We start from the raw sequence: 25,344 nt of genomic DNA on the forward strand, positions 1-25,344 counted from the left end.
TAACTTAACAAGGCCTTGTCTTCATTTTGCTAATTACATTTTTTATGTCGAACGTAGCCCTAATTAATCCGGTACAGGATACATTCTTACATTATCAATGTTAAATGCAGTATTAGGCGGAAGCGCGATTTCTAATCGAACATTTTCTGCCGTAGACCAATCAAAACTAGGGTCTGAGGCAATAGCACCTGCAAAGAATTCTGAATCAGTATCTGTGACAAAGTGGAACTTCATACTTTGCCAAAGAGTTGACTGTTGACTAATAAAATTCTTGGGGCTTTTTAAAGTATTGCCTGAGTCTTCGTCGATAAGAGTCAGCGTTAAGTTGTCAGGACCACCCGTATTTTGGAAGTCAAACTCTACAACATAACGGATACCGCTCTTAAACGTACCTTGTTTAATACCTTCTGGTTGCAACTGCAATGCTGCCCAATCTGCGCCAGTAGACACAGATAGCCCATATAGAGTTTGTCCATCTACATCAAAGCGGTTTGCTTCTTCCGTAACTGTCGCAGACGCAGTTGCGACATTAACATTCCAATTAGGTGCAGTACCGTCATTGAAATTATTATCGGCGCCGTTGATTAAATTACGAGCTTGAACGTAATCGTATGTGATCATTCGAACATCATCGTAGGTAATTCCTTCTCGAGTTTGGAATGTTAGCTCAATATTCGAATCAACTGTAAAATCTTCATCCGCAACAAAGTCAGCTGTATGTAATACTTGGTTGAGTGTTCCACGCATTGCTGAGAAGTAAGCTGGTAATAAGTTAGTATTACCCGCTGATTGTGGTGATTTTACAGTCGCTGTAATATTCGCCCAAACCCCAGCTGTTGTCCCTGCATTTTCTGACTGCCAAGTGATAAAGAAACGATCGTTTTCTTCTATCTTACCTTGCGAAATTCCATTTGAATTCAGTCTTAGAACCGAATTGTCGATAGCTACAGAAGCCCCCATGTCACCTGAGTAGGCACCGAATTCGGATACGGTTATTCCTTCTGGCGTAACCGAGGTCCAACCGTTATCTAGCACGCCACTTTCGAAGGTTCCGTCCGCAAGTAAGTTAGCCTCAGATGCTTTTACGGTTAAGTTGAAATCACGAGACTCAGATACAAGTAATCCATCGCTCACAATATAACTTAAGGTAAATGTTTCCGTTTCGCCGTCGTCAAGATATAAGAAGGCATAGGGATCAACTCTAACTTCACCTGTTTCTTGATTAACACTGATACCAAATACATCCGATTCAGCAGGAATAGTTACAGAATCAATTGAAAGGTCGTCTCCATCTAAATCAATGATCCCTTCAAATAAATCGAACGTGACTATGTCGTCACTGGCAAGCACTGTTTTTTCCAGTGGTCCAGTAAACTCTGGCTCATTGAATTCATTGGCGCCAAGCACTACAAACGTAGCTGTTCGCTCGACTGTGTTATTTGCATTACCATCTGTTACGTTAAACGTATAGGTAATAGTAGCCTCTTCTCCTTTTGCAAGGCTATCAGCAAATACAGAAGGATTAAATACAAGGTTGAATTCACTTAAGTCACCAGTGATAGGATCTTCAACTCTTTGTGTCGATGCAAATGATGGAAGACCCGTACAATCAACACCAGAGCATGTGAACCCATCCGCTAGATTTATATTTACGCCAATTTTTTCGACTCGATACTGATTGGTGTTTTTGTACTGATAATAACTATCAAGGTCACCGACTTGCCGAGTGAACGTGCGATTGTATTGTACATCAGCATCATAAATGCCTGCTAATAAGTTAACAGATACATTTGCGCCTTTCTCTGATACGCGTTGGTTATGTGGTTCAACGGGTTGCTCTTCACCACTTACGATGAGAGGGTTTCCTTGCGCATCTAATTGAATAAAGCGCGGCTCTGAGTTTTCCCCTACAACTTTTGCAAGTAAACGATGCTCAACTGAGCTAGTCCCATCAGTGACGTCAAAAGAAATATTGACAACTGAAACCTCATCTTGAAACAGCACAGGTATAAACTCACTTGGGGTGACTCTTAACACTGTTTGCTTCAGGTCAAAACCATACAACAACTCATTGGTTCTAGGGAACCCTTGAATTCTTCTTACTTCCTCTCGCTCCTGAAAGGTAATAGACTCGCCAATCTCAAAACCTGCCTCGGTTAAAAATGGCGCACAATATTCTAAATAATTAACAGCGGCAACAATCGTATCAGAACAGTCTGGACCATCCCAAACAAATTGAAGGTTAGTGACTCTTAAAGCGTCACCTTCAGGATCTGAAAAACCTTTCAACAAATCAATGTCATAGGTCTTACTACCACCGTCGAAGGTGTCAGACTCATTAAAAATATATTGCAATTGCATGACGTTAGAGTTTGTAGAGGGATCAAATACCTCGACAAACTCACCTATTTCACCGTCGGCAGAAAAAATTGAAGCGTCAAAAATTGGGGCATCCCCAGTTCCTGACCCCATATTATCTGAATTCGAATTGCTACCACCGCAACCAAATAGTGCTGCCACCGCAGCTGGTAAGATTAGATGTTTATATTTAATATTCATTGTTAGTCCTTAGATTAAAAACGTGCTCTTAAGCCTAAACGAAAAATTCTTCCCGTTTTCTGCTCAAGTTGTGTTCTCGACTTGGTTACTCCGCCATCCAGAGCATTACCCTCGTCGTAAGGAACGTCTTTCAAAATCGATTCACCATTTTCATTTACAACAAATTCTTGGTCACCCAAGTCTAAATTGCTACTTGTGAAATAATTTCTGACAGTTTCATCTGCTAAATTTATAGCTTGGAAAGAAACTAGGAAGGTGTCATTAATCTTGTAATTAAGTGAAAGATCAAGTGTACCAGAGCCTTCTCTCCATAAATGACCAATGGCTTGCCAGTCACGTTGTTGAAGCTGGTCAGATTTTCCGCGATAAGCTAAGCGAACTTGATGTCCAAACTTTTCCCAAAACACGGTCGCATTGTAAGAGTGTTCAGGAACATAAGCTCGAGGCAAAGATTCTAGTAGCTTAGTCGGATCGATCGTTGAATATTCAGGGTCAGTTTTACTCTCTTGATAGGTATAACTCAATTGAGCGCCTAGTCCAGACCAAATACCGGGCAAGAAATCATAACTTTGGTTATACGTAAGTTCCGCGCCGGTTATCTCAGCTCCGCTACCATTGCGAGGACGGTTGACGCGGAATATCCTACAAAGATCAATAAGTTCTTCGCTATACCACCAATCTTGACGAGGTGCATTGATATGACCGCGGTCTGGGAAACATGCTGCTTGTCCAATACCATCTAAAGTTTCTTCGTTAAAATCAGCTTCGACCTCTGCAACGGTTTTCGTTAGGTTAGCTGCGTCAAAACCTGCACTTGTATCGACGTAACGTAAATCCGTTAGATAGGAGTCGATGGTTTCAGACTCTTCAAAATCAGACATATCTTTATGGAAGAAAGTTGCTGATAAAAGCCCTGCGTCGTTGAAATACCATTCTAACGATAAGTCTAAGTTGTTAGATTTTTGAGGGTTAAGGGTTGTACCCGATAAACTAACAGTAGAGCCTTTATTGGTATATGGTTGCCCCCAAAGACCTTCGTTAACCCTAAAGCCAGGCTTCAGTTGATCGATTCTTGGACGAGACATGGTTTTTGATACAGCAAAACGTGCTATGACTTCTTCATTAACCTGATAATTTACATTAAGGCTCGGTAAGAATAAGTCATACTCATGCGACCCAGTCGTCTCAAAGACATCTAAACTTCTGTCTTCTGCTTGACCGGGATCTGATGTATTACCCAGATATGTGGAAGACTTAACTATATCTACGTGACGACCGATATTTACGTGAGTGTAACTACTGCGCTCCGTATTAGCATCATAGCAAGGGTAATTATCTGGATCACCTTCAAAACGCACATCATCACTGTAATCTGTTGGTGTGCCATTTAAGTCCCAACCAAAGCCATCAATTCTATTATATTGTCCTTCACGATCATTAGTCTCATTGGGAGTTAAATGATCTATTGAACATGGTCCATTCGGGTGAGCTGGGTTTCTAAGCTGCCTAAATAAGAAAGGGTCTAATACGCGTCTGAGTGGGTCACCAGCAAAGAATTGAACACCCGAGTAACCTGTTGAGTTGACTTCGGTTCTGACCCATCTAACACCAAAATCACCTCTTAAATTATCTAAGGGTTCAAAACGTAATTTAAGGTATGCAGCTTGATTTTTTAATGTTGTTGAACGCGTATTTGTAGGGTCCACTGTATATTGCAAAGACTCTACGTCATTGGCAATATCAAGCAACTTACTTGTTGATACTAAAGGCCAACCGTCAGTTACTGTATTACTTGCTACCCCAAGTGAGCTCATAAAGTCGTCATAAGGGAATTCTCTATCTGAAAGATAGTTTGCCACAGGAACAGCACCTAGCGATCCGCCCGGCTGCACGATTCGACTTCCGGTTACATTTCCATCTACATCAAAAATAGGAACAGAGAATGCCGTACCAGCACTTTCAAATTTACCAGTTTGATCGTCATTAAATTTATCACGTTGCGAAACTTTTACACCAAACTCGATTTGAGTAAAGCCTGCAAAATCTATATCTAAATCAAAATCAATAAAAGCGGTTTTATTTGTATCCGTTATTTCTTGATCTCTGAGCCTAAGGTTATTCGTTCCTAGTGCTGTGATATCCTCAGGATTAAATCCGGTCGATAATATTGAATCAAATTGCTGAGTTGGATCTTCAAGTGAACCTAAGCTGGTTCCCACCACCATTTGACAAGTTCCAGTTGAACAGTCATAGCCGACTGGTTGTATTCCTGTATGAGGCGTGCCAGCTTCATCAGCCCATTGTAAGCCGTTGGTTCCACTCAAAAGTTGAAGATTAAATTTGGACTCTGGCACTAAATGAGTGTCTGAATAATTCAATCCGATATCCATACGTAAAGTGTCAGTTATAAATTGTTTTAACGCAAAATTTACCACTTTGTTTGTTGTTGTATCTCCCCCGGTTGACCTTGTATATCCTCCGTCCCCGAACCTGTTAGTGGCTTTAACAAATGTGCGAGTTTGAGTGTCTACCATAAACCAATCATGCAAAGGATCCGTGAAAGGTGGTGCTGCATCATCACCATCTATTTTATATTTGCTGTTTACGACGCCCTCAACATAAGGCTCAAAGTCTAAGCGAGTACGAGTTGTCACACCATCAGTAGAGGTTTCAAAATTCTGCTTACTATAAGTAAAATCTAAGCTAATATCGGTAGAGTCGGTGGGCAAAAATTGAAAGGTTACCGTTGCACCATGTCGGTCTCTTTTATTTTGATATAGAGAATAGTCCAACCCTGTTGCATAAATCCCAGTGTGATCTGTCAATATTTGACCATTGACATCACTAGCAATAGGCATAGTGATTGCTTCGAAGTCATTGATTCTTAATTCATCACGCCTAACTGAGTTTGTTTCATCATATGCAGTAACTAAAACACCAAAAGTGTCATCTCTGAATTTTTTCGAGAAACTGCCCGATATTTTATAATTCGTATTTTCAGAAAAATCGTTGTATCGACCTTGTAGAGTTACGCTTTTAATATCATTTTTAATATTTAGAGGCTTAGTTGTTTTTAACTGTATCGTCGCACCTAAAGAGCCTTCATCGTGATCCGCACTTGGCGTTTTGATAACATTTATTTGCGATAATATATCTGATGAAAAACTACTTAAATCAACAGACTGGTTTGCGTCCGAACTAGTTAATGTTGCACCGTTCAATGTTATTACATTTTGGTTGGGGTTGGCCCCACGAACACTGACAGTTGTCCCTTCACCATCTTCAGATTGTACGGAAACACCTGTTACGCGAGAAAGGGCATCAGCAATATTTTGATCAGTCGATTTACCAATATCTTCTGCAAATATAGAATCAGTAACATTATCACTGAAGCGTTTTTGGTTGAGTGATTTCATTACACTCCCCTAAACCCTGAAACCTCTATGACTTCAATGTCATCATTTTTTTTGTTTGTCGTTTGTACTTCACTGGTTTTGACACCAGAAACTTCTACTTCTTGATTTTGGTTTTCTTCATTTTCAGCGGCATAGGCCATCTGATTAGATGCAAGTAGTGACGCTATTGTCAGTACTAATGGCTTTACTTTAAGTTGAGTCGCCATTGAGTAGCCTCCCTTGTGATTAGACTATCGAGTGGTTAACCGTCTTATGCGGTATTTCCATAACATTTAAACATTAAATGTTACTTCTATGTTAAATGTATCACATTCAAACCGAGTACATCAAATATAATATACACTAAATTATTAATTGTTCATTGTTCACAATATTAGTTAAAACACAAGTCACTGATTTAACTATAAATTAAAGGATAAAAACAAATCAAAAAAATATAAAATTAAAGGTATGAATAAGAATTTTCACATATACAAGAATGTATACTACACACTGAGCATTGTTAACAACACTCAGTGAGCGGCAATTTTAAAGCATTGATTAATGGTAAATTGCACGCTGAACCCGCTTAAAAAGCAGGGGACTGACACTTAGGCAGCGATTGCTTTGCAAGGCCTTCTAGCTTTCTGTCGTGCGCGCCCTTTGCAAAATTACTGATGTAGTATTCATTGGGTTTTTCCCAGTCAACCTCAACACGACCGTCGCCCAACACAATATTGCTGAGTTTAGTTCTAAAAAACTGGGCAACTTCACGATAACTTTTATCGTAGGCGACATTGTTTCGCTCGTTTACGTCGCATCTAAGGTCAAACAAAGCCATCTCTACTTGTTCTTCGGTGGCGTTGATTGCCCATTGGATATTGTCTCCTGGCTTAAACCCTTTTCCCGGTCTTTTATTGGTCGGCCTGACACGCATTGAAAATGCGAAATTTTTACTGCGCAGATAGGCTCTTGGTCCCATTACATAATTCACTTCAGCTAATACATAATCGCGATGATATTGCTCAGAACGGATAACCTTGGCTAAATCGAATCCACTTAAATGCGCTGCTTGTTGCTCAACATTCATCCCAGCTGCAGATAATATTGTGGGCGCGAGATCGACGTACTCAACAAACTGATTAACAATTTTACCGGCCGGAAAACGCTTTTGTTGTGAGTCTACGGCAATAATTATCCCTTGGTTAGAGGTGTTGTAAGGCCCGAATTTGGCTTCAATACCTTGCTCTCCTAATTGCCAGCCATGATCACCAACGGTGAGTATTATCATGTATTCTTTTTGATTTTTTTCGTTATATTCTTTAAATGCTTTAACCGCCTGACCAATCAGGTGATCGCCATATGCACAAAAAGCATAATAATCCGCAATGGCTTGTTGTTTTTCTTCAGCCGTTAAACCGTCGATTTTCATTTGTTGATATAAGCTTTTTAGTTGAGGCGGTAGTTTTTCAAGCTCAGCTTTTGAAAATACCGGAACCTTGTAACCTTTGTTTTTAAACCGGTCACGATAAGATTTAGGTGGCAATACCGGCGTATGAGGGAAGTGAAAATTCAAGCTCACCATCATCGGCTGATCTGACTTCACACCTTGATAGGTTTCTTTAAAGCCGGTTTGATAATTGTTATCTTGATTAACTAAGTAGTTTTTAAATTCATTTAAGATATGCCCATCTAATGTTTTACCGGCCGGTTGTGGGCTTTCGCCGCCAATGATTAATGTTTTTGACGATCGGGTATAAGCTCTTAATATTTCTAGCTGTTGTTCTAGTGGCTGAGTAGAAGGGTCAAAACTATTATCAACTCTATATTCATCGACGCGACCATCTGGAAAAACAAAACGCTCTGATTTGCCCAGTTTGTTCCAGTTTTTATCGTAGTGTTCAAACTTTACCCAATCGGTTAAATTGTTGTGTGCCAGATCATTTTTAAAATCTACCCACTGGTCGTAAAACCCCAAATCGTTCCAAGTTGTACCGTTTTTATATTGGTAAATTCTAACGCCACTTTTACCAAATAAGGCGGTTTGATAACCAAGTTTTCGTAATTCGACGGGTACCGGCGGGGTAAACAAATCGGTTTGATCATGTGTTTTTTCAAATCCGTATCGCCCGCCTCGGTGCGGATATAAACCGGTGATCATCGAGCTGCGTGAAGGTGCACAACCGGGTGATTGATTGTAGGCATGGGTAAACATAGTGCCTTCTTTGGCTAGCGCATCTATATTAGGCGACTCGACATAACCCAAAGCACTTTCAGATGTTCCCCGTTGATTGCGGTTAAACGCGGCAATGGTATCTGCACGCTGATCATCGGTAATAATCCAGAGAATATTGGGCTTATCATTTACAACTTCTAAAGGTGCGAGTGACGGATCACTTTGGTTATTAGTTTGATAACCTGATTGTTGCTTGCCGTTGGTGTCGTCAGTGTTGCTGCAAGCACCTAACAATAGTGCAAAACAGACAAGTGAAGCCTTTTTTATAAATTTCATAACTCTTTAATCACTCTCTCAATTCTGATTTTGTATAAACGTCGATCTACAAAATGTATACAAAAAACAAAATTGACACAGTTACCTCTAAATTTATTAAACTTTTATTTATATCTGTTAGGGCGTGTTTATTTAGAATGACTAAACCCCACTCATTCTGCTTTGTTAATGATTTAAATAGCCTATTGCTCAAAAATAATACAAAGATAAACACGCCCTAGGCAGTTAATTAAGACGGTTAATTGTGAATAGCGCTAAAAAGCAGCATTAAGTGCGCAGATTACGCAGAAAATTACGCAAAGAGCCATTTAATCACTCTCTGCGTATGTTTCTGCGTAAGTTTCTTTCACCGTGTGAGGTGAATGCGGTGAAGTGTTAGTTTAAGTAGGCTGGGGCAGTGGGTATGCCAGCGTTACGAATAGATAAGTACTCTTTTAACATGGCTTGGACACGCGCTTGTTGCTGTTTGAGCAAATTTTGTGATTCTAGTTCGCGAATATTGGTTTTTAAATTAAACAATGCAATAGGTTCAAATTTCGTTCTTTTACGATTACTTTGAATAATTAACTTCCAGTCACCTTTAATGTAAATTGCTTGGGTAAAACTGCCACCTTGAAGAAACATCTGTTTTCTTGGGTGAAACTCTCCTTCTCCGGTAAACAGCGGCGTTAAATCATTACTGTCCGGTGCATCAGTGGCATTTAGTTTTACCCCCGCAGCGCCTGCCACAGTCGCCAATAAATCCTGCACAACAACCGCTTCATCAGAGATAACAGGTGATGTGATTTTACTAGGCCAACTCGCGATGTATGGCGTTCTGTGTCCGCCTTCGTATGGTAAATTTTTAGAGCCGCGGTAAATGCCGCTGGTTTTGTGACCGGCTCGAATACTTGCTTTTTTAAGTAAACCACCATTATCAGATGTCAGCAGTATTAATGTATTTTGATACTGGCCTGCTTCTTTTAACGCCGTGATCAAACGATTTATTTGCATGTCTAATTCCACCACCATATCGAGATGGTGCGAAGGTGTAGAACCGGCTATTTTTTTACCATCAAATGATTCAGGCGGCATGTGCGGTATGTGCACCATGGGGCTGGCATAATATAAAAAGAATGGTCCGTCTTTACTTGACGATTTGATAAAATCAGCCGCTTTTGCGGACAAAATATCCCCCATTTTACGCGTGTCCCATTGGCTGTCGCCCATACCTGGGCCTTTATCAGAAACGATCTTTGGTTCGATGGCCGTTTGCGCATTTACATATTGAATTTTTGAATGCGCTTCTAACGGATACCAACTTTGATTCTCATACGCTAAATATAAAGGTCCCTGTATGCCGGTCGGCAACATAAAACTGTAGTCAAAACCTAAATTATTCGGACCTCCGCCAAGCATTTTGGTTAGATCGACCTGTGGTTGTTCTCCGTCATCCGTTCCTCGGTAAATTGCACTTGAATCTTTGAGCGCAAAGTCGCCCCCTAAATGCCATTTACCAACAAATCCAGTTGCATATCCACCCAATTTAGCCACTGTACCGAGAGTATGATCGCTTTCGGTCACCGCATTTTTGTTAAACGAATTCCAAACGCCCCAAGGCGCATACGAGCGATAATTATTCTTTCCGCTCATCACCGCATAGCGGGTTGGGGCACATAGCGCGGTGGCTGAGTGTCCGTTGGAAAACCAAATGCCATTTTCTGCCAAGGCATCAATAGACGGTGTGTTTACGACCGGTTTTTTGTTTAATATTTTTCGATTATAAAAGCTCACATCGCCGGTGCCTAAATCATCCGCCAAGATAACAATAATATTGGGCTTTTGTGTCGCTTGTGTGCTTGCTTGTGGATCGGCCTGTGTAATCGGCTGTGTATAGGTACAAGCGGACAAACACAGTACACAAATCATAAAACACAAATGACCGAATAATTTTCTCATACGTATTGCCTTTTCATTCATCTAACCTTCAATTCTTAAAATTCTAAAATGCCCTGATACTGGTCTGTGTTTCCGTCGGGAAATCTTCTGGAACAGGGATAGTTACTTTGCCTGTAGCAGCCCATTCAGTCCCGCGCTGTAAAGTTGCGATAAATCCAACACTTTCAAAGGCGGGTTTTGCATGTCCCAGAGTAGAGTGGAAAATGCGTCCTTGGTGGTAATCTATCGCCATTAAAACAGGTTCGTGACGATGAGTTTTTTGCGTATCATATGCAGTCGCAAGTACCGTCATATTTTCAGCTGGTCCGCGTAATTTGACATATAACTCGTCGCGAGTATGCAACCAACTGGTAGGAATACCTTGCATAATCGGATGATTTTCGGCGCGTGTTGTCACGGTAAATTCAACTTGTTTACCATGTCCACCGCCGTTGCCTTTACGGGTGTCTCTGACGAGCTTATTGTCTTTATCATAATAGACATACGGGCCATGGCTTTCATTGCGGCCACCCCAACCCCCTAATCCAATCATTTTGTTGTACTCGAGCCAATTCGGAAATGCGTTGTTTGCGGCGTGTATGACTACAAATCCACCGCCATTTTTCATGTAATTTTCAAAGTTTTGTTTAGTTTGTTGTGGCCAGTCTGCGGTTTTCCATCCAAAGTTCGAAATCACAACATCGTACTTTTCAAATTGCGGACTAAATTGAGGATCGGTTTTAGTCGGGTGATGTTCGGTGTATTTTTTGCCATCGTTAAGCGGATACTGAGGACCAAATTTATTGTAGTTCCATGTATATTTGGTCCGTTCAATATCAACAGTAAATCTTCCGCTGTCTTCTAAATAGCGTTTCATCATCATAGTCGACATAGGCCAAACCACATGATTATTCTGGCCATCGATAATTAAGGCTTTGAGCATTTTAACCTGCGTTTCGTCATTTGCCTTTTCTGTTAGGTTGCTGCACGCAGATAAAACAATTAAGCTCAAAAATACTAAGCTAAGCTTCAATTTATTCATTCTAATTCCTGTTAATTCGCTGTTCGTCTGTATTAAGTTAATCCGCTGGTTTCCAGACCCGTACCCAATCATAACTTGTGGTTCGCTGTGATTTGCTGCCGCGTTTAACCATGCCTCCATCAGCTGGCACCGGATTCCAGTCATAGGTTTCTATTGCCATTTGAATAAATCCTGGTACATCCCATTTAATCGGAGGCGTAATCGAATATACGTATTTACCATCTAGATAAAAACGTATTTCATCATGTGACTTCCACCAAGCTGCATAGACGTAAAAACGCTCGTGATTCTTAGTCTCTGTTTTTATTGAGCCTTGTATTTGCACAGGTTCAGGGTTGTATTTGTTTTTTCTGTGTATGGTATTAGAGTGAAATATCTGATCCCATTCTTTTGCCCAGCTTTTCGTCAGCTCTGTGGTATGGCCGACGTTTTCCTGAATATCAAGCTCAAGTTTCTTTACCGTATTGCCTTTACTCATCAACCAAAAAGTCGATGACATTTCAGTTGCATTCGCTTTCATTCGGGTTTCAAAATACCAACCCGGTTGCCCTGCTTGATGCGAGCGAACGATCGCTCCTTGATATAAAAACTCGCGTCCATTGCGCTCTACCGGTTTGGGCAACACACTAACCGTTACTTCCATTGAGCCATTTGTTTCTTTTACGTTTTCCGCTTTAAACAAACCCGGGGCGCGGCCAATCCAACTCCAGCCATTACCAACAGGCTCTAACTGCCATTTACTCAGGTCAATTTCAGTATCATTAAATTCATCCGACATTGAATCAACCAATTGCCAACTTTGTTGCTCGGCTTCAGGCGCCTGACCCTCAACAAAAAAGGGAGTGGCAACTTGAGCTTGCTGATTAAGCGTGCTGCACGCTGCTAAGACCAGCGCCAACACAAATGTTAATTTACGTTTCATAATGTTTTTCAATTGTGGAAAGATAAAGTAAATATACAGACATTATATTCATATGTGAATACAACACTTTACAAACACCCAAACCACGTTGAGCAATTTCTACGAAGTCTGACTCGCAGCCTGTGAAACTCATTTTAAAATTATGCTAACCTGATGATTTAATATAATATACACTATACTTTAGTTGTTTGTTAACAAAATAAAGTTCAATAACTCTGGTTATTGAGTGGACAATCAATTTTAAATAACTTTTAATATAAATAACAAACTTTGTATTTAAAAGGTAAATTGTGAGACAAAAAATTTATATGCAAATTGCAGCGGTTCTCGCGCTTTTAACAGCCGCTTGCAGCCAGTTTTATACCGAAAATTCATCTAAATCAGTGCTTAAAGTTCAGGCTCCACAAGCCAAAGAAAAAAAGATGAATATTCTTTATATAATGACTGACGATCACGCTGCACAGGCAGTTGGGGTTTATGGCGGTCGTTTAGCAAAATTAAATCCGACCCCCAATTTAGATAAGCTCGCCAATCAAGGCATGTATTTTAAAAACGTATTTGTAACTAACTCTATCTGCACCCCAAGTCGCGCAACCATTTTAACCGGACAGTATAGCCAAACAAATGGAGTGTTAGACTTAGTGGGCTCACTCAGTACAGAGCAGCAAACATTGCCTAGACTGATGTCTGATGCAGGTTACGAAACAGCGGTTATAGGCAAATGGCATCTCAAGAAAGAACCCGGTGCGTTTGACCATTATGAAGTGCTTAAAATGCAAGGTACCTATTTCGACCCTTTGTTTAGAGTCAGAGGTGAAAAAATATGGCCTCAAAATACCACTCAGTACAAAGGACACTCGTCTGATGTTATTACCGATCTATCAATTGAATGGCTGAAAAACCGCAAAAAAGATGAACCCTTTTTCTTAATGCATCAATTTAAAGCGCCGCATGATTATTTTGAGTACGCGCCAAGATACGCATCGTATTTGGAAAATGTAGAAATCCCCGAACCCGTTGATTTATATGAACAGCTAGCCTCTCAAGGCTCGGTTGCGACTAAGGGATTTAATAACGAGTTGGTCAATGACTTAGGCACCTCAATTTCACGGCGCCATAACAGACGTAGTTTAGGTATTGATTTAAAGGTTGATCCAAACCTGCCTGAAAAAGAATTTACACATCAAGCCTATCAGAAATTTTTAAAAGCTTATTTACGTTGTGTCAAAGGTGTCGATGATAATATTGGAAGGTTAATCCAAACTCTTAAAGAGATTGGCGAATATGAAAACACCATTATTATATATACCTCTGATCAGGGCATGATGTTAGGTGAGCACGACTACCAAGACAAACGCTGGTTTTATGAAGAGTCTATTCATATGCCATTTATCGTGCATGATCCACGCATTAAAAACGGACCCAAAAGCAGTGATTTATTGATAAACAATACAGATTTTGCCCCTTTTATGCTGGATTTAGCAAATCAATCAACCCCTGATGATATGCATGGCCGTAGTTTTAAAGCCGCGTTGCAGGGCGAACAAATTGATGATTGGCGCTGGGCGACTTACTATCGGTATTGGACACATCGTCAATACCACGATGTACCGGCTCACTTTGGTATTCGTAGTAAAGATTACAAACTGATTTTCTTTTACGGAAAAGGGTTTAAAACAGGCCATACTCCGTATTTTTACGATCAAAAATGGGTGAAGGAAACCGGTAAGCTAAACAACGAAATAGCAACGCCTGTTGCTTGGGAATTGTATGACTTACGCAAAGATCCGCAAGAATTAAACAATGTTTACGGCCAGCCAGAATATGCTGCAGTGGTAAAATCCCTAAAAGCAGAACTTAAACGCCAGCGTGAATTATATAACGAGACTGACGCAAACTACCCACATTTGGATAAAATTATACAAGCGCATTGGTATCAATAATATAAAGTGTTCGGTACAAAATAAAACCTCAAGCTGGTCGAATCAGCTTGAGGTTTATCTGTTTTAGCACGTTAATAAATCTTCTCTTTTTAAATCAGGTATAAAATCTGGTTTTATCATTATATATTTTCACACTCTAATTTATTCCCCAAGATAGCTATAGTAGATTGTTTACAATTAGAATGTGGTTTAATAAACCAACTTACCATACGGCAGGACACCAAGTGCATAAAAATAAAGCAAAACCATCCACAATATTTAACATCATTCCGATTATGGCATTCGCTCTGTTATTAAGCTCAGGCGTCAATGCACAGTCAGTTAATAAAGAAATTAGGCACTACGCTCAAAGCGAAGAAGCACTAAAGGCAGGCCAAAAGCTATATGAAACGGTTTGTGCTGCGTGCCATGCAAACGATTTGTCCGGCGGTGCCGGCTTTAATTTGAAAGATGAAGAGTGGATACATGGTAGTGCTCCTTCACAAATACTACACAATGTATCAACCGGTTTTATGAATGCCGGTATGCCGGGCTTTGGCGCAATGTTTCCAGAAAAAAAACTCAAACAAGTCGTCGCTTATGTATTATCTAAACGCCAAGGATTAGATAATCTGACCTATAAAATTTATCCGATAGAAACGAATAAAGGGATACACGAATATCAGTTTTCAGAAAACAGCCCAATCAGTAAATCGGGCAAGCTACCCAATAACTTGATAGATTTTAGTTTACCTGAAGTACAAAACTATGTGATTGAATTTGAAGGTGATTTATATACGCCCAATGATGAGCAAACAAACCTGCATGCGATGACATACCGTAATCACAGAACAGAATTATTCATTGATGGTGAAAAAATTGAAACCAGCGAAGATAAATGGGAGCGGCGAGTCTGGCCACTGAAAAAAGGTAAACAGCATTTTAAGATGAGGTATTACCGAATTAACCTAAAAAATAACTTAAACTCCAGAGTACGTATATTTGTCGCAAATGATGACTTAACTCAAAAAATTTATGGTATTTCTGTCAGCGGAAAACAATTTTTAAACAATGCGACCGTACCCATTAAAGCAGAAGATCAGACAAAAATTCAGCGAAAAAAAGTATTGGGTCTGCCCACTTCAAGCATTTCTGTGGGTTTTGTCGAAAAAATCAATGCCGCATTTAATTCAAAAACTTGTACCGTAGTTGGCGCGTGGAGTGGCGATTTTATGAATATCGGCCCAAACATTGAAGGCCGTGCGCGTGATGGTTCGATAATTTTAGGCGATTGGATGTTCAACTTTCCACAGCAAATTGCGCCGCTTAAGCGTTCTGATTGTAAGTTTGAAGAATATAAATTACACCAGAAAACAGTTGAGTTTATCTATCGCATCAATAACAGCAGAATTAAATTGAAAATGTCGGCAAGCTCGCCTAATACATTGAAATTAGACTTTACGTTGCTATCCGGTTCGTTAAACGATGCGCAGCTTAAAACATGGCAGTTGCCAAAATCTGACGCATTAGTGATTACATCCAATAATGGAACTATCACAAATCACCAACTGACGTTACCTAAAAATACCCAAAGTTGGCAGCTAAATTTACAAAAAAAGGTTAAATAACATGAAATACAAGTTAGGTAAATTAGCCACTTTACTATCCGTTTATTGTGCTTGCACAGCACTACCGGCATCCGCGGCTAAGACGACTTATATACCCGATGGTTACCATATCAAAACGATTCAAACACCAAAAGATGTTCGTTTTCACGTGACAGGGATGGATTCCAATGTTAAGGGCGAATTGTTCATTGCAACTCGTTTTGGAGACGTTTGGCGTTACAAAAATGACGAATGGTTGAAAATAGCAGAAGGTTTGCACGAGCCAACTGGATTAATGTGTGACTCCGACGGAAGTTTAGTGGTTGCACAAAAACCAGAACTTACACGTTTAATAGATGACAATCAGGATGGTGTGATTGATAGATTTGTTGGAATGGCGAATGATTGGACGTTTCATGACAACTATCACGAATTTAACTTTGGCCCGGTAAAAGACAAACAAGGTAATTATTATGGCACACTCAATTTAGGGCATGGGGTGCCGGATGCGTTGAAACTAGGTGCTATGGATAGTGCTGGCGGGTACCGCGGCTGGGCATATCAAGTCAATAACAAAGGGGAATTTATTCCGTATGCAACAGGGTTAAGATCACCTGCAGGAATTGGTATTAGTCCTAAGAATGAAGTATTTTTCACTGATAATCAGGGTGACTGGGTTGAAACTTCTAAGTTACACTTGCTTAAAAAAGATGCATTTTATGGTCACCCTGTCGGCTTAAGAGACCATCCAGATTGGACAACGAAGCGGATTTTAAAAGAGCAGAAAAACTTTGAGCTGTTTGAAAAAATGCGTGAATATCCTGTTGTGTGGATACCTCATGCTGAAGTGGCGAACTCACCTGGCAATCCAGAATGGAATATTACAAAAGGCAAATTTGGACCATTTGAAAATCAAATATTTATAGGCGATCAGACTCAATCTAATATTTTTAGGGTTATATTAGATGAAGTCAACGGCGTCTATCAGGGCGCTGTTATTAATTTTATCAATGGATTTCAAAGTGGCAATATTCGAACAGAGTTTGATGTAAATGGTGGGCTTTGGGTTGGCCAGACAGCCAGAGGTTGGTATTCGGTTGGTGGTAAACCATTTGGTTTACAAAAAGTTGAGTGGGATGGTACCCATCCTTTTGAAATCGCTGATGTAAGCATGGTTTCCTCTGGATTCAAGATCACTTTTACTGAAGCATTAACAATGCAGTCAGCTAAAAATTTAGAGATAAAAGTAAAAGAGTGGGGTTATCAATATAGCAATAGATACGGCTCACCTAAACAAGATGAAAAATCTTTAGCGGTAGACAATGTTGTTGTAGCGAAAGACCGCAAGAGTTTAATTTTTAAATCAAAACTAACTGAACGTAAAGTTGTTATGATTACATTAAATGGGCTAAAAGATGGGAAAGGGCGCTCACCAAGTGTGCCTGTTATTTATTATACGGTAAATCAAGTTAAATAGTGGGTATATCAATTTACTAAATCGATCCCCTATTGGGTAATATTCAATAGGGGATTAATTAGATAGAGGTTAATCTTTGCTTTTTTGTACCTATATGCGTAATCGTATTTTGTTCAATCCCTTCGCTTAATTTGCGTAACCCTTTATGTTTTGCATTAGCCTTAATGATTTCATCAACAAACTTTTTAGTGGGTAGCAAATCATATACGTAGTCATCACAACCTTCATCATCAATTGTTTTTTCAGCGTAAGGTACGTTTTGAATAACACCTGCCTTTTCTAAATCTAATAAGGCCTGACGCATGTCTCGTCTTTTCGAATCTAACTGAACTTGTTTTTTACCAAAGTTTTCCATTATACGGTTTAAGCTAATACGGGTTGTTGTATTATATGTCGCGTTTTTCCACGCGTTACTTAAATATAAATCAAGGAAGCGACTCAGTGCACTCGAATAGTTAGTAAAGCGACTGTACAACACTTGTCGATAATTTAGCTTAAGTATTTCACCCACTAAATAATCACTAAAGCCTATCCAGTATCTGTTTTTACCGCGGCCCACACCAGAGCTTTCTAATACCGCATCTGAAAAAATATCGTGTGTGATTGTGTACTCTACACCATCTGAATTTTCAGATGTAATTTTGATTCGGCTATCTTTTAAAATCATCAATGATTCTTTGATAGCATCATAACTACGGGTTTTGTTTATTTTTTTTAATTCTTCTCGGACGCGGTATAGGGAAAAGAAAACACCATAACGAACTTGATTGCCATTGCGAATAGAATGTAATCCATCTTTCGTTGCTATCAAAAATAAAACTTTTTCAATGAGCTCTTCTCTATCGCCAGGGTAGGCAAAATATTCTTCTTCTTGGCCTTTATCATTTGTACGCGTTAGAATTGCTGGAGAGATAACAGCTTTGAATTTTCGATTACTGAAAGTGTAGGTGTTTGTACAGGTGATCGCTCGTTTAGTGGCTTCATCTTTGCTAAATGCTGAGTTCTTGCCTCGCCAAAATCTTGGAATAATATCAATACTACCAATTGAGTTTGTGTATTCTAAATGTTTATTACTATTGGTTAACTCAGCTTCGTCTAGCAGTTTGAACAAAGAGAGTTGGCGACTTTCTTTGATTTCTGCGAGTTCATCATTTTCGATGTCTGATTTATCCATGTTAATACTCAATTAATGATAGCTAAAGGTTTTTGGCATAATAACTGTTTTTTAACGGATGGCTAGTCATGTATAGACCCTAATATTGATCTGTTTACTACCTAATACTGATCTAATTTATTTTTTACTACCTTATTAGTACCGTCAGCGTAAATAATGTGCAAAATTAACTCAACTAATACTACCTAGTTAGTACCATTAAAAATAAATGTTGAATAATTTTTAGTGATCATCCCATTGATTTGGTTTTTTACTACCTAAATTGTGCTGTGATGTACTGATTTTATGGTTTTTTTTGCTAGATCAAACACAATATATTGTGGTTATAGTACCTAAAATCTACCGTCGTACACAATATAAGCGATCATTACTACCTGATTTGTACCGTGGATGATTTATATACAATTAATAGTGCCTAAAATGCCCCGTGATACCGTTACATTCGTTTTAATACTACCTAGAATGTCACGTGAGATTGTTTTTACTACCTAAAATGTACCGCCAAACGTAAATATTTATGTCTTTAGTACCTAATACGTTACGTGAATATTTCAGTATTTTAGGAATTTGCTTAGGTTTGAGTTGTTTGGATACTTTTTTTTGCTAAATACTACCTATTTTGCCCCGCCGCATCATTAGAACTATGTTTTAGTACCTAAAATCTACCGTGAAAAATTGATTTTGAGATAATAGTGCCTAATTAGTACCGTCACTATTTATTTCTTTCTTCAAGTTATCTTATAGGTAATTAGGTTCTTTTTTAGGGATCTTTAAAGGTGTTATGGAATTAGGAGAGATAGTATTTTTTATATTAAAAACAATAAGTTAATTTAAATTCAGATCACTATTAGGTAGCTTTTTATATAATTTTTGGTTGTATAAAGTACTATCGACTGCTGTTAAAAGGTATTAAACCAGATCAATATTAGGTGCTATTAAAATCTGGCTCTCTTATCTTATGCACAGATTATTCACACAACTGATTTTTAGACGACTTAAATTAGGTACTAATAATCTCTATTTTTTTATATTTTATCCACAATAAAGTCGAAAGAGGATCGCTTTTAGGTACTATTAAATCAATATCTGTTGCTATACAGATCAATATTAAGTGCTATCGCTTTTTACTTACTCACAACCATTCGTGGCGTTTTAGATTTGTTATCTGTAACATTTGATCTGTTTATATTTTATGGCACGCGTATAGGTAAAAATGCTTGGATAACTTTTCATAACGATATTTTCGCCCATGTGTCATTGTGTCTGGATGGTGAGGGGCGGGTTTAAGTTGTTTTTGTTGTAACTTCACGTTTTCAGATACATATATAATGATAGGTAGTTTTGGCTTAAGTGTGATTGGTTTTTGACTAAAATAAGAGATATAAATTGCAGGTTCGATTGGTTTTGGCCGTATGATTCTAAGCTCTATATTTTTCTGTCGATACTCATCGATTTTTTTTAAAAAATTCTCAAGCTCTCTTTGCCATTCAGTATGATGGATATCTGCAGGTGGCTCGTAGAATTTTTTTAGTATTTTTATTTTGTAATCTTCAAAGTTTTCGACTTTCTGGTGGATAAAATCGATATTCCAAGAAAAAGAGTAATTTTTTACGGGCTCTTCTAGGCAATCTATTTGCCGTGTAGTCATCAATTGGTTCACCATAGGCAATGTTTTGAAGAGTAGGTCATTTGCCGCATATATTTGCTCGCCTAATTGATTAATAAAGTAAGCAGGCTTTCCGTTCTTTTTAAGAAATAACTTTAAATCTTTTTTAAGTAAGTTGATTTTAGCACTCGCAATTTTTATCTGATTAAAATGGTTTTGATCATCTATGGCTAATATACCTGGATAGCGAATAACATGTTTAACAGTATCGCCAGCATCCAATTTAAAATGTTGGTAAGCTTCTTTTGCCAGTTCAGCTTCTCCTTCTTTTAATATTTTGGGGGATTTTGTCCGCAAATCCAATGCACCAAGCTGATAAACTTGAGCATAACTTGGCTTTATTATTTCATTAAAATCCAGTATTGATTCAGTTAATTCTTTATACTTTTCTATTAATTTAATTTTGTTTTGCATGGGCTTTTAAGATTTTCTGTTTTCCTTATTATAGACAATGCTTCCCAACATACAAATATTGTTTTCTTATGTTGATAAATTGGTGGTAGAGGTGTTGGGAAACTAGATTTTTCAGTGACGCAGGAGCTTAAGGTTTTTGTATGTGTTCATATATTTGTATGTTGGGAAGATATTCGGTATTAGATGGTTTATTTAAACCACTCATCTATAGATTCCTGTTGTTTTGCTAACAAGGTTTTTGTTGATTTTGTTTTCGCGCTCTTGCAAGCATGCCAGCCGCGTTCAAATTGTTCAGTCATGAGTTTCTTTATCAGCACCTGATGTTCGTAATAGAGTACGCTTAACAAGGCTTGAATAGATGCCTGCAACGATCCTGAGGCGTAATCTCTATTTGAGTTTAAAAAATCCTTAATTTCTTTCGCATACTGTCCGTCTGGTTTGATTAAATACTCTAATAGATCGGCATAAGAATCTAATTCCATTTTAGCTTTTAATGCATCAAGTCGAGTTAAAATAAATGAATCAACGGTTATTGTTGTTTTTTGAGTTTGAAGTCTATGAACATACGCTCTAAAACGGCCATTTAAACGCTTAAAACTTTGCATTGGTAGAATTGATTTAAGTTTCAATTGAGCGTCTTTATAATCTAGTTTAAGGGCGTCCTCAAGCTCTTGTATTTGATAACCGGCAGCCAATACTTCAGATTTGAGATCATCAAAATCATGACTGGTTACATATTCATGCCACCGTTGATCTTTGGAAAGTTTTTGCATCGCTGTACACAAAATTGAGAATAGATAGGTGTTAGTTTATATTATTTTAACTGCGTTGAATATGTTACAGATAACACCTAAGCACATATAATTCTTCAAGTTTGTAACTAAGAAATTGGGCTAGAAAAACAATATTGCATACAATTAACATAAAATTGCCTTCAAAAATGATTGTCATTTTGCTACTTTTAATTAACAATAGAGTAAATTTATTAGTCGAACTGATTTTTAATCCGTTTTACTAAGTGTTAATGATGAGAAGTTAAGAATGAATCAGACAAATCGAAACGCGCTCCTATATGCTTTTATTGTATCTATAGGCGGGTTTATATTCGGTTTAGATATCATGTTGATATCCGGAACCTTTCAATACACGACGGTAGAATTTGGTTTAACCGCCATTGAAAAGGGGAATATTGCAGCAGCTCCGAACTACGGGGCATTACTGGCTTTACTTGTCGCTGGCTATTTTTGCGATAAGTTAGGCCGTAAAAAAACCCTAATGATTATTGCCGCGTTATATATTATCTCAGCTTTAGGTTCAGCTTTTGCGCCTAGTTACTTTGCATTGTTCATGGCGCGTCTTGTCGGCGGATTAGCATTCACTTCACTTAGCCTAGCTTCTATGTACATAGGTGAAATAGCACCCGCCCATATGCGGGGCAAGCTGGTGGGCCTTAACCAGTTAAATATCGTTTTCGGTATATTGGCCGCGACTATATTAAATTATTTCTTGGTTGAATGGATTGCAGCAGATCTAGAGTGGACCGCAGCAATTGGTTTAAACGAAGGCAATGTTTGGCGTTGGATGCTAGGTGTTGAAATACTACCCGCCGTCATTTGGTTTGGTTTATTAATGCTTATCCCAGAAAGCCCGCGTTGGTTAATGTTAAATCACAGCGCCGCAAAATCACGCTCTGTTATTGAAAAGCTTGTTCCTGCCAACCGGGTCGAGGCTGAATTTGCGCAAATTACCGATAGTCTTAAAAACACGGAGCACACTTTAAGTTATGGCGAACAGCTTAAAGTCTTATTTAGTAAAAATATGAGAATGGCGCTGTTGATTGGCGTATTTATGGCAATGATCCAAGCTCTCTCAGGTATGAACGCAGTATTAGCGTTTATGCCAATGATATTCCAACAAGTCGGTGGCGGTGATTCCGCATTCCTACAGTCTATTTGGGTTAGTTTGATTGGTACTTTCTTTACCATCCTAGCACTTGTATTAATTGATAAATTAGGCCGCCGAAAAATATTATTAGGTGGCTTAGTGGTTTGCGCAAGTAGCATGGCAATAGTGACATATGGTTTTTTCAATGCCAGTTATGTTATTGATGCTGATACCTTAATCGCATTAGGATCGACAATTGACAGCAGTGCTCTCACTTCAATTGTGGGCGTAGAGTATTACAGTGATATTTCATTTAAAGAGGCAGTGGTCGGTAGCATTGGTTTAAACAACTTCGCTTTAATTGAAAGTGAATTACTGTTAGCAGCAACAAGTATGAATAGTAGCTTGGTACTTTTTGGTATCATTGTATTTGTCTGTTCTTACAATTTTTCACTTGGGCCTATTTTGTGGATCTTGTTCTCTGAGATATTTCCAACTAAGGTTCGCGCTGTTGCGATCACTTCTTGTGCATTAGTTGCGACCATTTTTGGCGGGATTATTGTACCTACATTATTCCCTTGGCAACTCGAAAACTTAGGCGCTGCAGCAACTTTCCTCGCTTATGCCAGTTTCTGTGTAGTCGGTTTACTTGTTATGGCGAAAATTACGCCAGAAACCAAGGGTAAAACTATTGAAGAAATTGAAGAGCTCATTGGTGGACATGACAAAGGTGAAGCTTCTGATGGTTTCGCCCCAAAAGAACAGGGTAGTAAACTTAACGCAACCAATACCTAGCGTTTGACTACCAACGAATTGTGTGGCTTTTTCTCATAAAAACCCGGAGCCTGCTGTTCCTGAGAAAAAGCCACACATCTTTATCTAGCGCTTACCAGCAAACCTAGACAGGATGTTTACTCACTTTTTCATGCAAGTTTTTATTGAAAAATTCATTGTATAACTTGATTGCTAAAATGGTTGCGGAAAATATTAACGTTATCATATTAGCGACTATCACAGCTTTATCGCCAATCATAAATCCATAGCTCATCCAAGAGGCAACCCCAACGGTAAATATACTGTACATCGCTAATGATAGAGAGCTAGTATCTCGTGTTTTTATCACTTGTATGGCTTGTGGTAAAAACGAAAACGTGGTTAAAAAAGCCGAGACAAAACCTAAAATTTCTATATTGCTCATAATAAACCCTCACAACTTACTGTCTTATATGTCGGTGTTTTTCAAGATAGTTGTCGCCTAAAGTTAAATTTTATGCTGCCTTCTCATCTTCATTTTTTGTCGGGTTTAAATGTACCTGTTCGATGGCAGACCAGTCTCGTGTTTTGCCTGACCAACGAGTCGGGTGCTTCATCTTAGCTTCTGTATTAATTTTATGGCGATGAGCCAGTATCTCTTTATCCAATCCAGCGTGGCGCTGATTGGGTGTGACAAACTTAATTCCACTGTGCAAATGTTCATCGTTGTACCAGTTTACAAATCCACTCACCCACGCTCTAGCTGTCGTTATACTTTCAAATGCTTTTTCTGGGTATTCCGGTCTATATTTCAATGTCTTAAACAACGACTCAGAATAAGGATTATCGTTACTCACTGACGGGCGGCTAAACGAGGGCATAATCCCCAGTTCTTGCAGTGTCGCCAGCATAGTCGCTCCTTTCATCGGGCTGCCATTGTCCGAATGCAATGTGACTTGGTCACGCTTAATTTGTTCTCTTTGACAAATATCCGTCATTAAATCAGCTGCTAATTCGCTCAACTCGGTTTCATGTATCTGCCAACCCACTATTTTTCGGCTATAAATATCCATCACTAAGTACAAGTATAAAAACAGTCCTTTCACCTGGGTCGGTAAGTAGGTGATGTCCCAAGTGTATATCTCATTTGCCTGTGTCGCTGTTAAAGCCTGAGGTTTAGCGACTGTTTTTGCTGGCTTGCTTTTTTCTCGGTGCGTCAGTAGGTTATGGTTTTTCATGACCCGGTTAAATGAACTCACCGATGCAATCCAAATGCCTTTATCTAACAGTTTCGGCACAATTTTACTGGCGGATAAATCTGCATATTCATCACTGTTTGCTATCTGTATTATTTTCTGGCATTCAATGTCAGTCAGTCGATTAGCAGGCGTTTTAATTGCCTCTATCCGGCCATCTTGCATATTTTCATTTTTTATCCACCGTTGTATGCTTTTTTCACTCAACCCCAGTAAACGACAGGCTTTGGCCTGACTGGCTCCGGAAGATTGGGCTTCCTGAACCCATTTGATTAACTGTCTGCGCTCTTCCATTGGTGTTAATCGTCCTCGCTGGAACCCCAAATGGCATCCACTTTTTTTTTGAGTACCAATAATGCAGCTGTTTCTGCTAAGGCTTTATCTTTGCGATTCAATTCTTTTTGCAGTTGTTTAATTTCGTTTTTTAATTGCTTTGTGTGCGTGGCAGACGCTTTCGTGGTGCTTGGCAAGTTTCTTTGGGTTATATCTTGTTTCCACTGCTGTATATGATGTGGGTATATCCCTTGGGCACGGCAATATTGATTGAGACCTTCATCGTCTAATGACGCACAGGCAATGATGGCGTTTAATCGAGCTTCTGCGCTCCAATCTTGAGGTCGTTTTTCTTTTTTCATTTTATTGCCGTTGTCGGTAAATTCCAGTTGATGGTTTTTAGCAAGTACAATCCATTTTTGCAATGTTGAATAGCCAACATTTAGCTCAAGTGCGATATCTTTTAAATTAACATCACTTCGGCGATTCAAAGCTTTTTCGACCGCTTGGATTTTAAATTCTTCAGTAAATTTATAACTCATTTTTATTTGCCTCTAATTAAAGTTAGAGG

At 38.9% G+C, this 25,344-nt stretch carries 16 protein-coding genes; 4 read left to right on the plus strand and 12 right to left on the minus strand.

Annotation, left to right across the window (positions count from 1 at the left end; genetic code table 11):
• Window positions 1-63: 63 nt before the first annotated feature.
• The 7 genes from FNT16_RS18995 to FNT16_RS19025 form a co-directional block, all read right to left on the minus strand.
• On the minus strand, window positions 64-2,559 hold the full coding sequence (locus tag FNT16_RS18995) for a hypothetical protein (RefSeq protein ID WP_143873476.1): 2,496 nt from the start codon (window positions 2,557-2,559) through the stop codon (window positions 64-66).
• 14 nt (window positions 2,560-2,573) lie between these two features.
• The gene (locus FNT16_RS19000; protein WP_143873479.1) at window positions 2,574-5,975 is read right to left on the minus strand and encodes a TonB-dependent receptor; all 3,402 of its coding nucleotides are present in this window, start codon (window positions 5,973-5,975) and stop codon (window positions 2,574-2,576) included.
• Window positions 5,975-6,181, minus strand: coding sequence for a hypothetical protein (locus FNT16_RS19005; protein WP_143873481.1), 207 nt, complete (start codon window positions 6,179-6,181; stop codon window positions 5,975-5,977). The genes FNT16_RS19000 and FNT16_RS19005 overlap by 1 nt, the downstream gene beginning before the upstream one ends.
• A 362-nt stretch (window positions 6,182-6,543) precedes the next feature.
• On the minus strand, window positions 6,544-8,466 hold the full coding sequence (locus tag FNT16_RS19010) for a sulfatase-like hydrolase/transferase (protein ID WP_143873483.1): 1,923 nt from the start codon (window positions 8,464-8,466) through the stop codon (window positions 6,544-6,546).
• Window positions 8,467-8,841: 375 nt separating this feature from the next.
• A complete protein-coding gene (locus tag FNT16_RS19015; RefSeq protein WP_246072538.1) occupies window positions 8,842-10,404 on the minus strand; it encodes a sulfatase family protein in 1,563 nt (520 codons plus the stop codon).
• A gap of 43 nt (window positions 10,405-10,447) precedes the next feature.
• Entirely contained in the window at window positions 10,448-11,425 is a 978-nt protein-coding gene (locus FNT16_RS19020) for a ThuA domain-containing protein (RefSeq protein WP_143873485.1), read from the minus strand.
• A 37-nt stretch (window positions 11,426-11,462) separates the two neighbouring features.
• Entirely contained in the window at window positions 11,463-12,347 is an 885-nt protein-coding gene (locus FNT16_RS19025; protein ID WP_143873488.1) for a glycosyl hydrolase, read from the minus strand.
• Window positions 12,348-12,637: 290 nt separating this feature from the next.
• Between FNT16_RS19025 and FNT16_RS19030 the strand changes: the two genes are divergently transcribed.
• The 3 genes from FNT16_RS19030 (at window position 12,638) to FNT16_RS19040 (ending at window position 17,353) form a co-directional block, all read left to right on the plus strand.
• On the plus strand, window positions 12,638-14,290 hold the full coding sequence (locus tag FNT16_RS19030; RefSeq protein ID WP_246072540.1) for a sulfatase family protein: 1,653 nt from the start codon (window positions 12,638-12,640) through the stop codon (window positions 14,288-14,290).
• A 224-nt stretch (window positions 14,291-14,514) separates the two neighbouring features.
• The gene (locus FNT16_RS19035; protein ID WP_246072541.1) at window positions 14,515-15,897 is read left to right on the plus strand and encodes a c-type cytochrome; all 1,383 of its coding nucleotides are present in this window, start codon (window positions 14,515-14,517) and stop codon (window positions 15,895-15,897) included.
• A 1-nt stretch (window position 15,898) separates the two neighbouring features.
• Complete coding sequence (locus tag FNT16_RS19040) at window positions 15,899-17,353, plus strand: hypothetical protein (protein WP_143873490.1); 1,455 nt, start codon at window positions 15,899-15,901, stop codon at window positions 17,351-17,353.
• 58 nt (window positions 17,354-17,411) lie between these two features.
• Here the strand turns inward: FNT16_RS19040 and FNT16_RS19045 are convergent, their stop codons facing one another.
• From FNT16_RS19045 to FNT16_RS19055, 3 genes are all read right to left on the minus strand, one after another.
• The gene (locus FNT16_RS19045) at window positions 17,412-18,527 is read right to left on the minus strand and encodes a hypothetical protein (protein ID WP_143873491.1); all 1,116 of its coding nucleotides are present in this window, start codon (window positions 18,525-18,527) and stop codon (window positions 17,412-17,414) included.
• Between the two features lie 1,183 nt (window positions 18,528-19,710).
• Window positions 19,711-20,607 (minus strand): hypothetical protein, encoded by an 897-nt coding sequence (locus FNT16_RS19050; RefSeq protein ID WP_143873493.1) that lies wholly within the window; start codon window positions 20,605-20,607, stop codon window positions 19,711-19,713.
• Window positions 20,608-20,795: 188 nt separating this feature from the next.
• Window positions 20,796-21,380, minus strand: coding sequence for a hypothetical protein (locus tag FNT16_RS19055; protein ID WP_143873496.1), 585 nt, complete (start codon window positions 21,378-21,380; stop codon window positions 20,796-20,798).
• 268 nt (window positions 21,381-21,648) lie between these two features.
• Here FNT16_RS19055 and FNT16_RS19060 point away from each other — a divergent pair, with 268 nt between their 5' ends.
• Window positions 21,649-23,286 carry a sugar porter family MFS transporter gene (locus tag FNT16_RS19060; protein ID WP_143873498.1) on the plus strand — a complete coding sequence of 546 codons (1,638 nt, stop codon included), beginning with the start codon at window positions 21,649-21,651 and terminating at the stop codon, window positions 23,284-23,286.
• 103 nt (window positions 23,287-23,389) lie between these two features.
• Here FNT16_RS19060 and FNT16_RS19065 read toward each other — a convergent pair whose 3' ends face one another.
• A complete protein-coding gene (locus FNT16_RS19065; protein ID WP_143873500.1) occupies window positions 23,390-23,689 on the minus strand; it encodes a SemiSWEET family sugar transporter in 300 nt (99 codons plus the stop codon).
• 70 nt (window positions 23,690-23,759) lie between these two features.
• Window positions 23,760-25,315, minus strand: a protein-coding gene (locus FNT16_RS19070) for an IS3 family transposase (protein WP_143873502.1) whose coding sequence is annotated in 2 segments (ribosomal slippage) — window positions 23,760-24,847 and window positions 24,847-25,315 — 1,557 coding nt in all. Because the reading frame shifts where the segments join, the coding sequence is not laid out codon by codon here.
• Between the last annotated feature and the right edge of the window lie 29 nt (window positions 25,316-25,344).

Origin of the sequence: Catenovulum sediminis (assembly GCF_007289895.1) — a bacterium.
Lineage (GTDB): Bacteria > Pseudomonadota > Gammaproteobacteria > Enterobacterales > Alteromonadaceae > Catenovulum > Catenovulum sediminis.

Bases quoted from the DNA above. Each gene is read 5' to 3' on its own strand.
- FNT16_RS18995 (WP_143873476.1), bottom strand. From the start codon at position 2,559: ATGAATATTAAATATAAACATCTAATCTTACCAGCTGCGGTGGCAGCA.
- FNT16_RS19000 (WP_143873479.1), bottom strand. From the start codon at position 5,975: ATGAAATCACTCAACCAAAAACGCTTCAGTGATAATGTTACTGATTCT.
- FNT16_RS19005 (WP_143873481.1), bottom strand. From the start codon at position 6,181: ATGGCGACTCAACTTAAAGTAAAGCCATTAGTACTGACAATAGCGTCA.
- FNT16_RS19010 (WP_143873483.1), bottom strand. From the start codon at position 8,466: ATGAAATTTATAAAAAAGGCTTCACTTGTCTGTTTTGCACTATTGTTA.
- FNT16_RS19015 (WP_246072538.1), bottom strand. From the start codon at position 10,404: ATGAGAAAATTATTCGGTCATTTGTGTTTTATGATTTGTGTACTGTGT.
- FNT16_RS19020 (WP_143873485.1), bottom strand. From the start codon at position 11,425: ATGAATAAATTGAAGCTTAGCTTAGTATTTTTGAGCTTAATTGTTTTA.
- FNT16_RS19025 (WP_143873488.1), bottom strand. From the start codon at position 12,347: ATGAAACGTAAATTAACATTTGTGTTGGCGCTGGTCTTAGCAGCGTGC.
- FNT16_RS19040 (WP_143873490.1), top strand. From the start codon at position 15,899: ATGAAATACAAGTTAGGTAAATTAGCCACTTTACTATCCGTTTATTGT.
- FNT16_RS19045 (WP_143873491.1), bottom strand. From the start codon at position 18,527: ATGGATAAATCAGACATCGAAAATGATGAACTCGCAGAAATCAAAGAA.
- FNT16_RS19050 (WP_143873493.1), bottom strand. From the start codon at position 20,607: ATGCAAAACAAAATTAAATTAATAGAAAAGTATAAAGAATTAACTGAA.
- FNT16_RS19055 (WP_143873496.1), bottom strand. From the start codon at position 21,380: ATGCAAAAACTTTCCAAAGATCAACGGTGGCATGAATATGTAACCAGT.
- FNT16_RS19060 (WP_143873498.1), top strand. From the start codon at position 21,649: ATGAATCAGACAAATCGAAACGCGCTCCTATATGCTTTTATTGTATCT.
- FNT16_RS19065 (WP_143873500.1), bottom strand. From the start codon at position 23,689: ATGAGCAATATAGAAATTTTAGGTTTTGTCTCGGCTTTTTTAACCACG.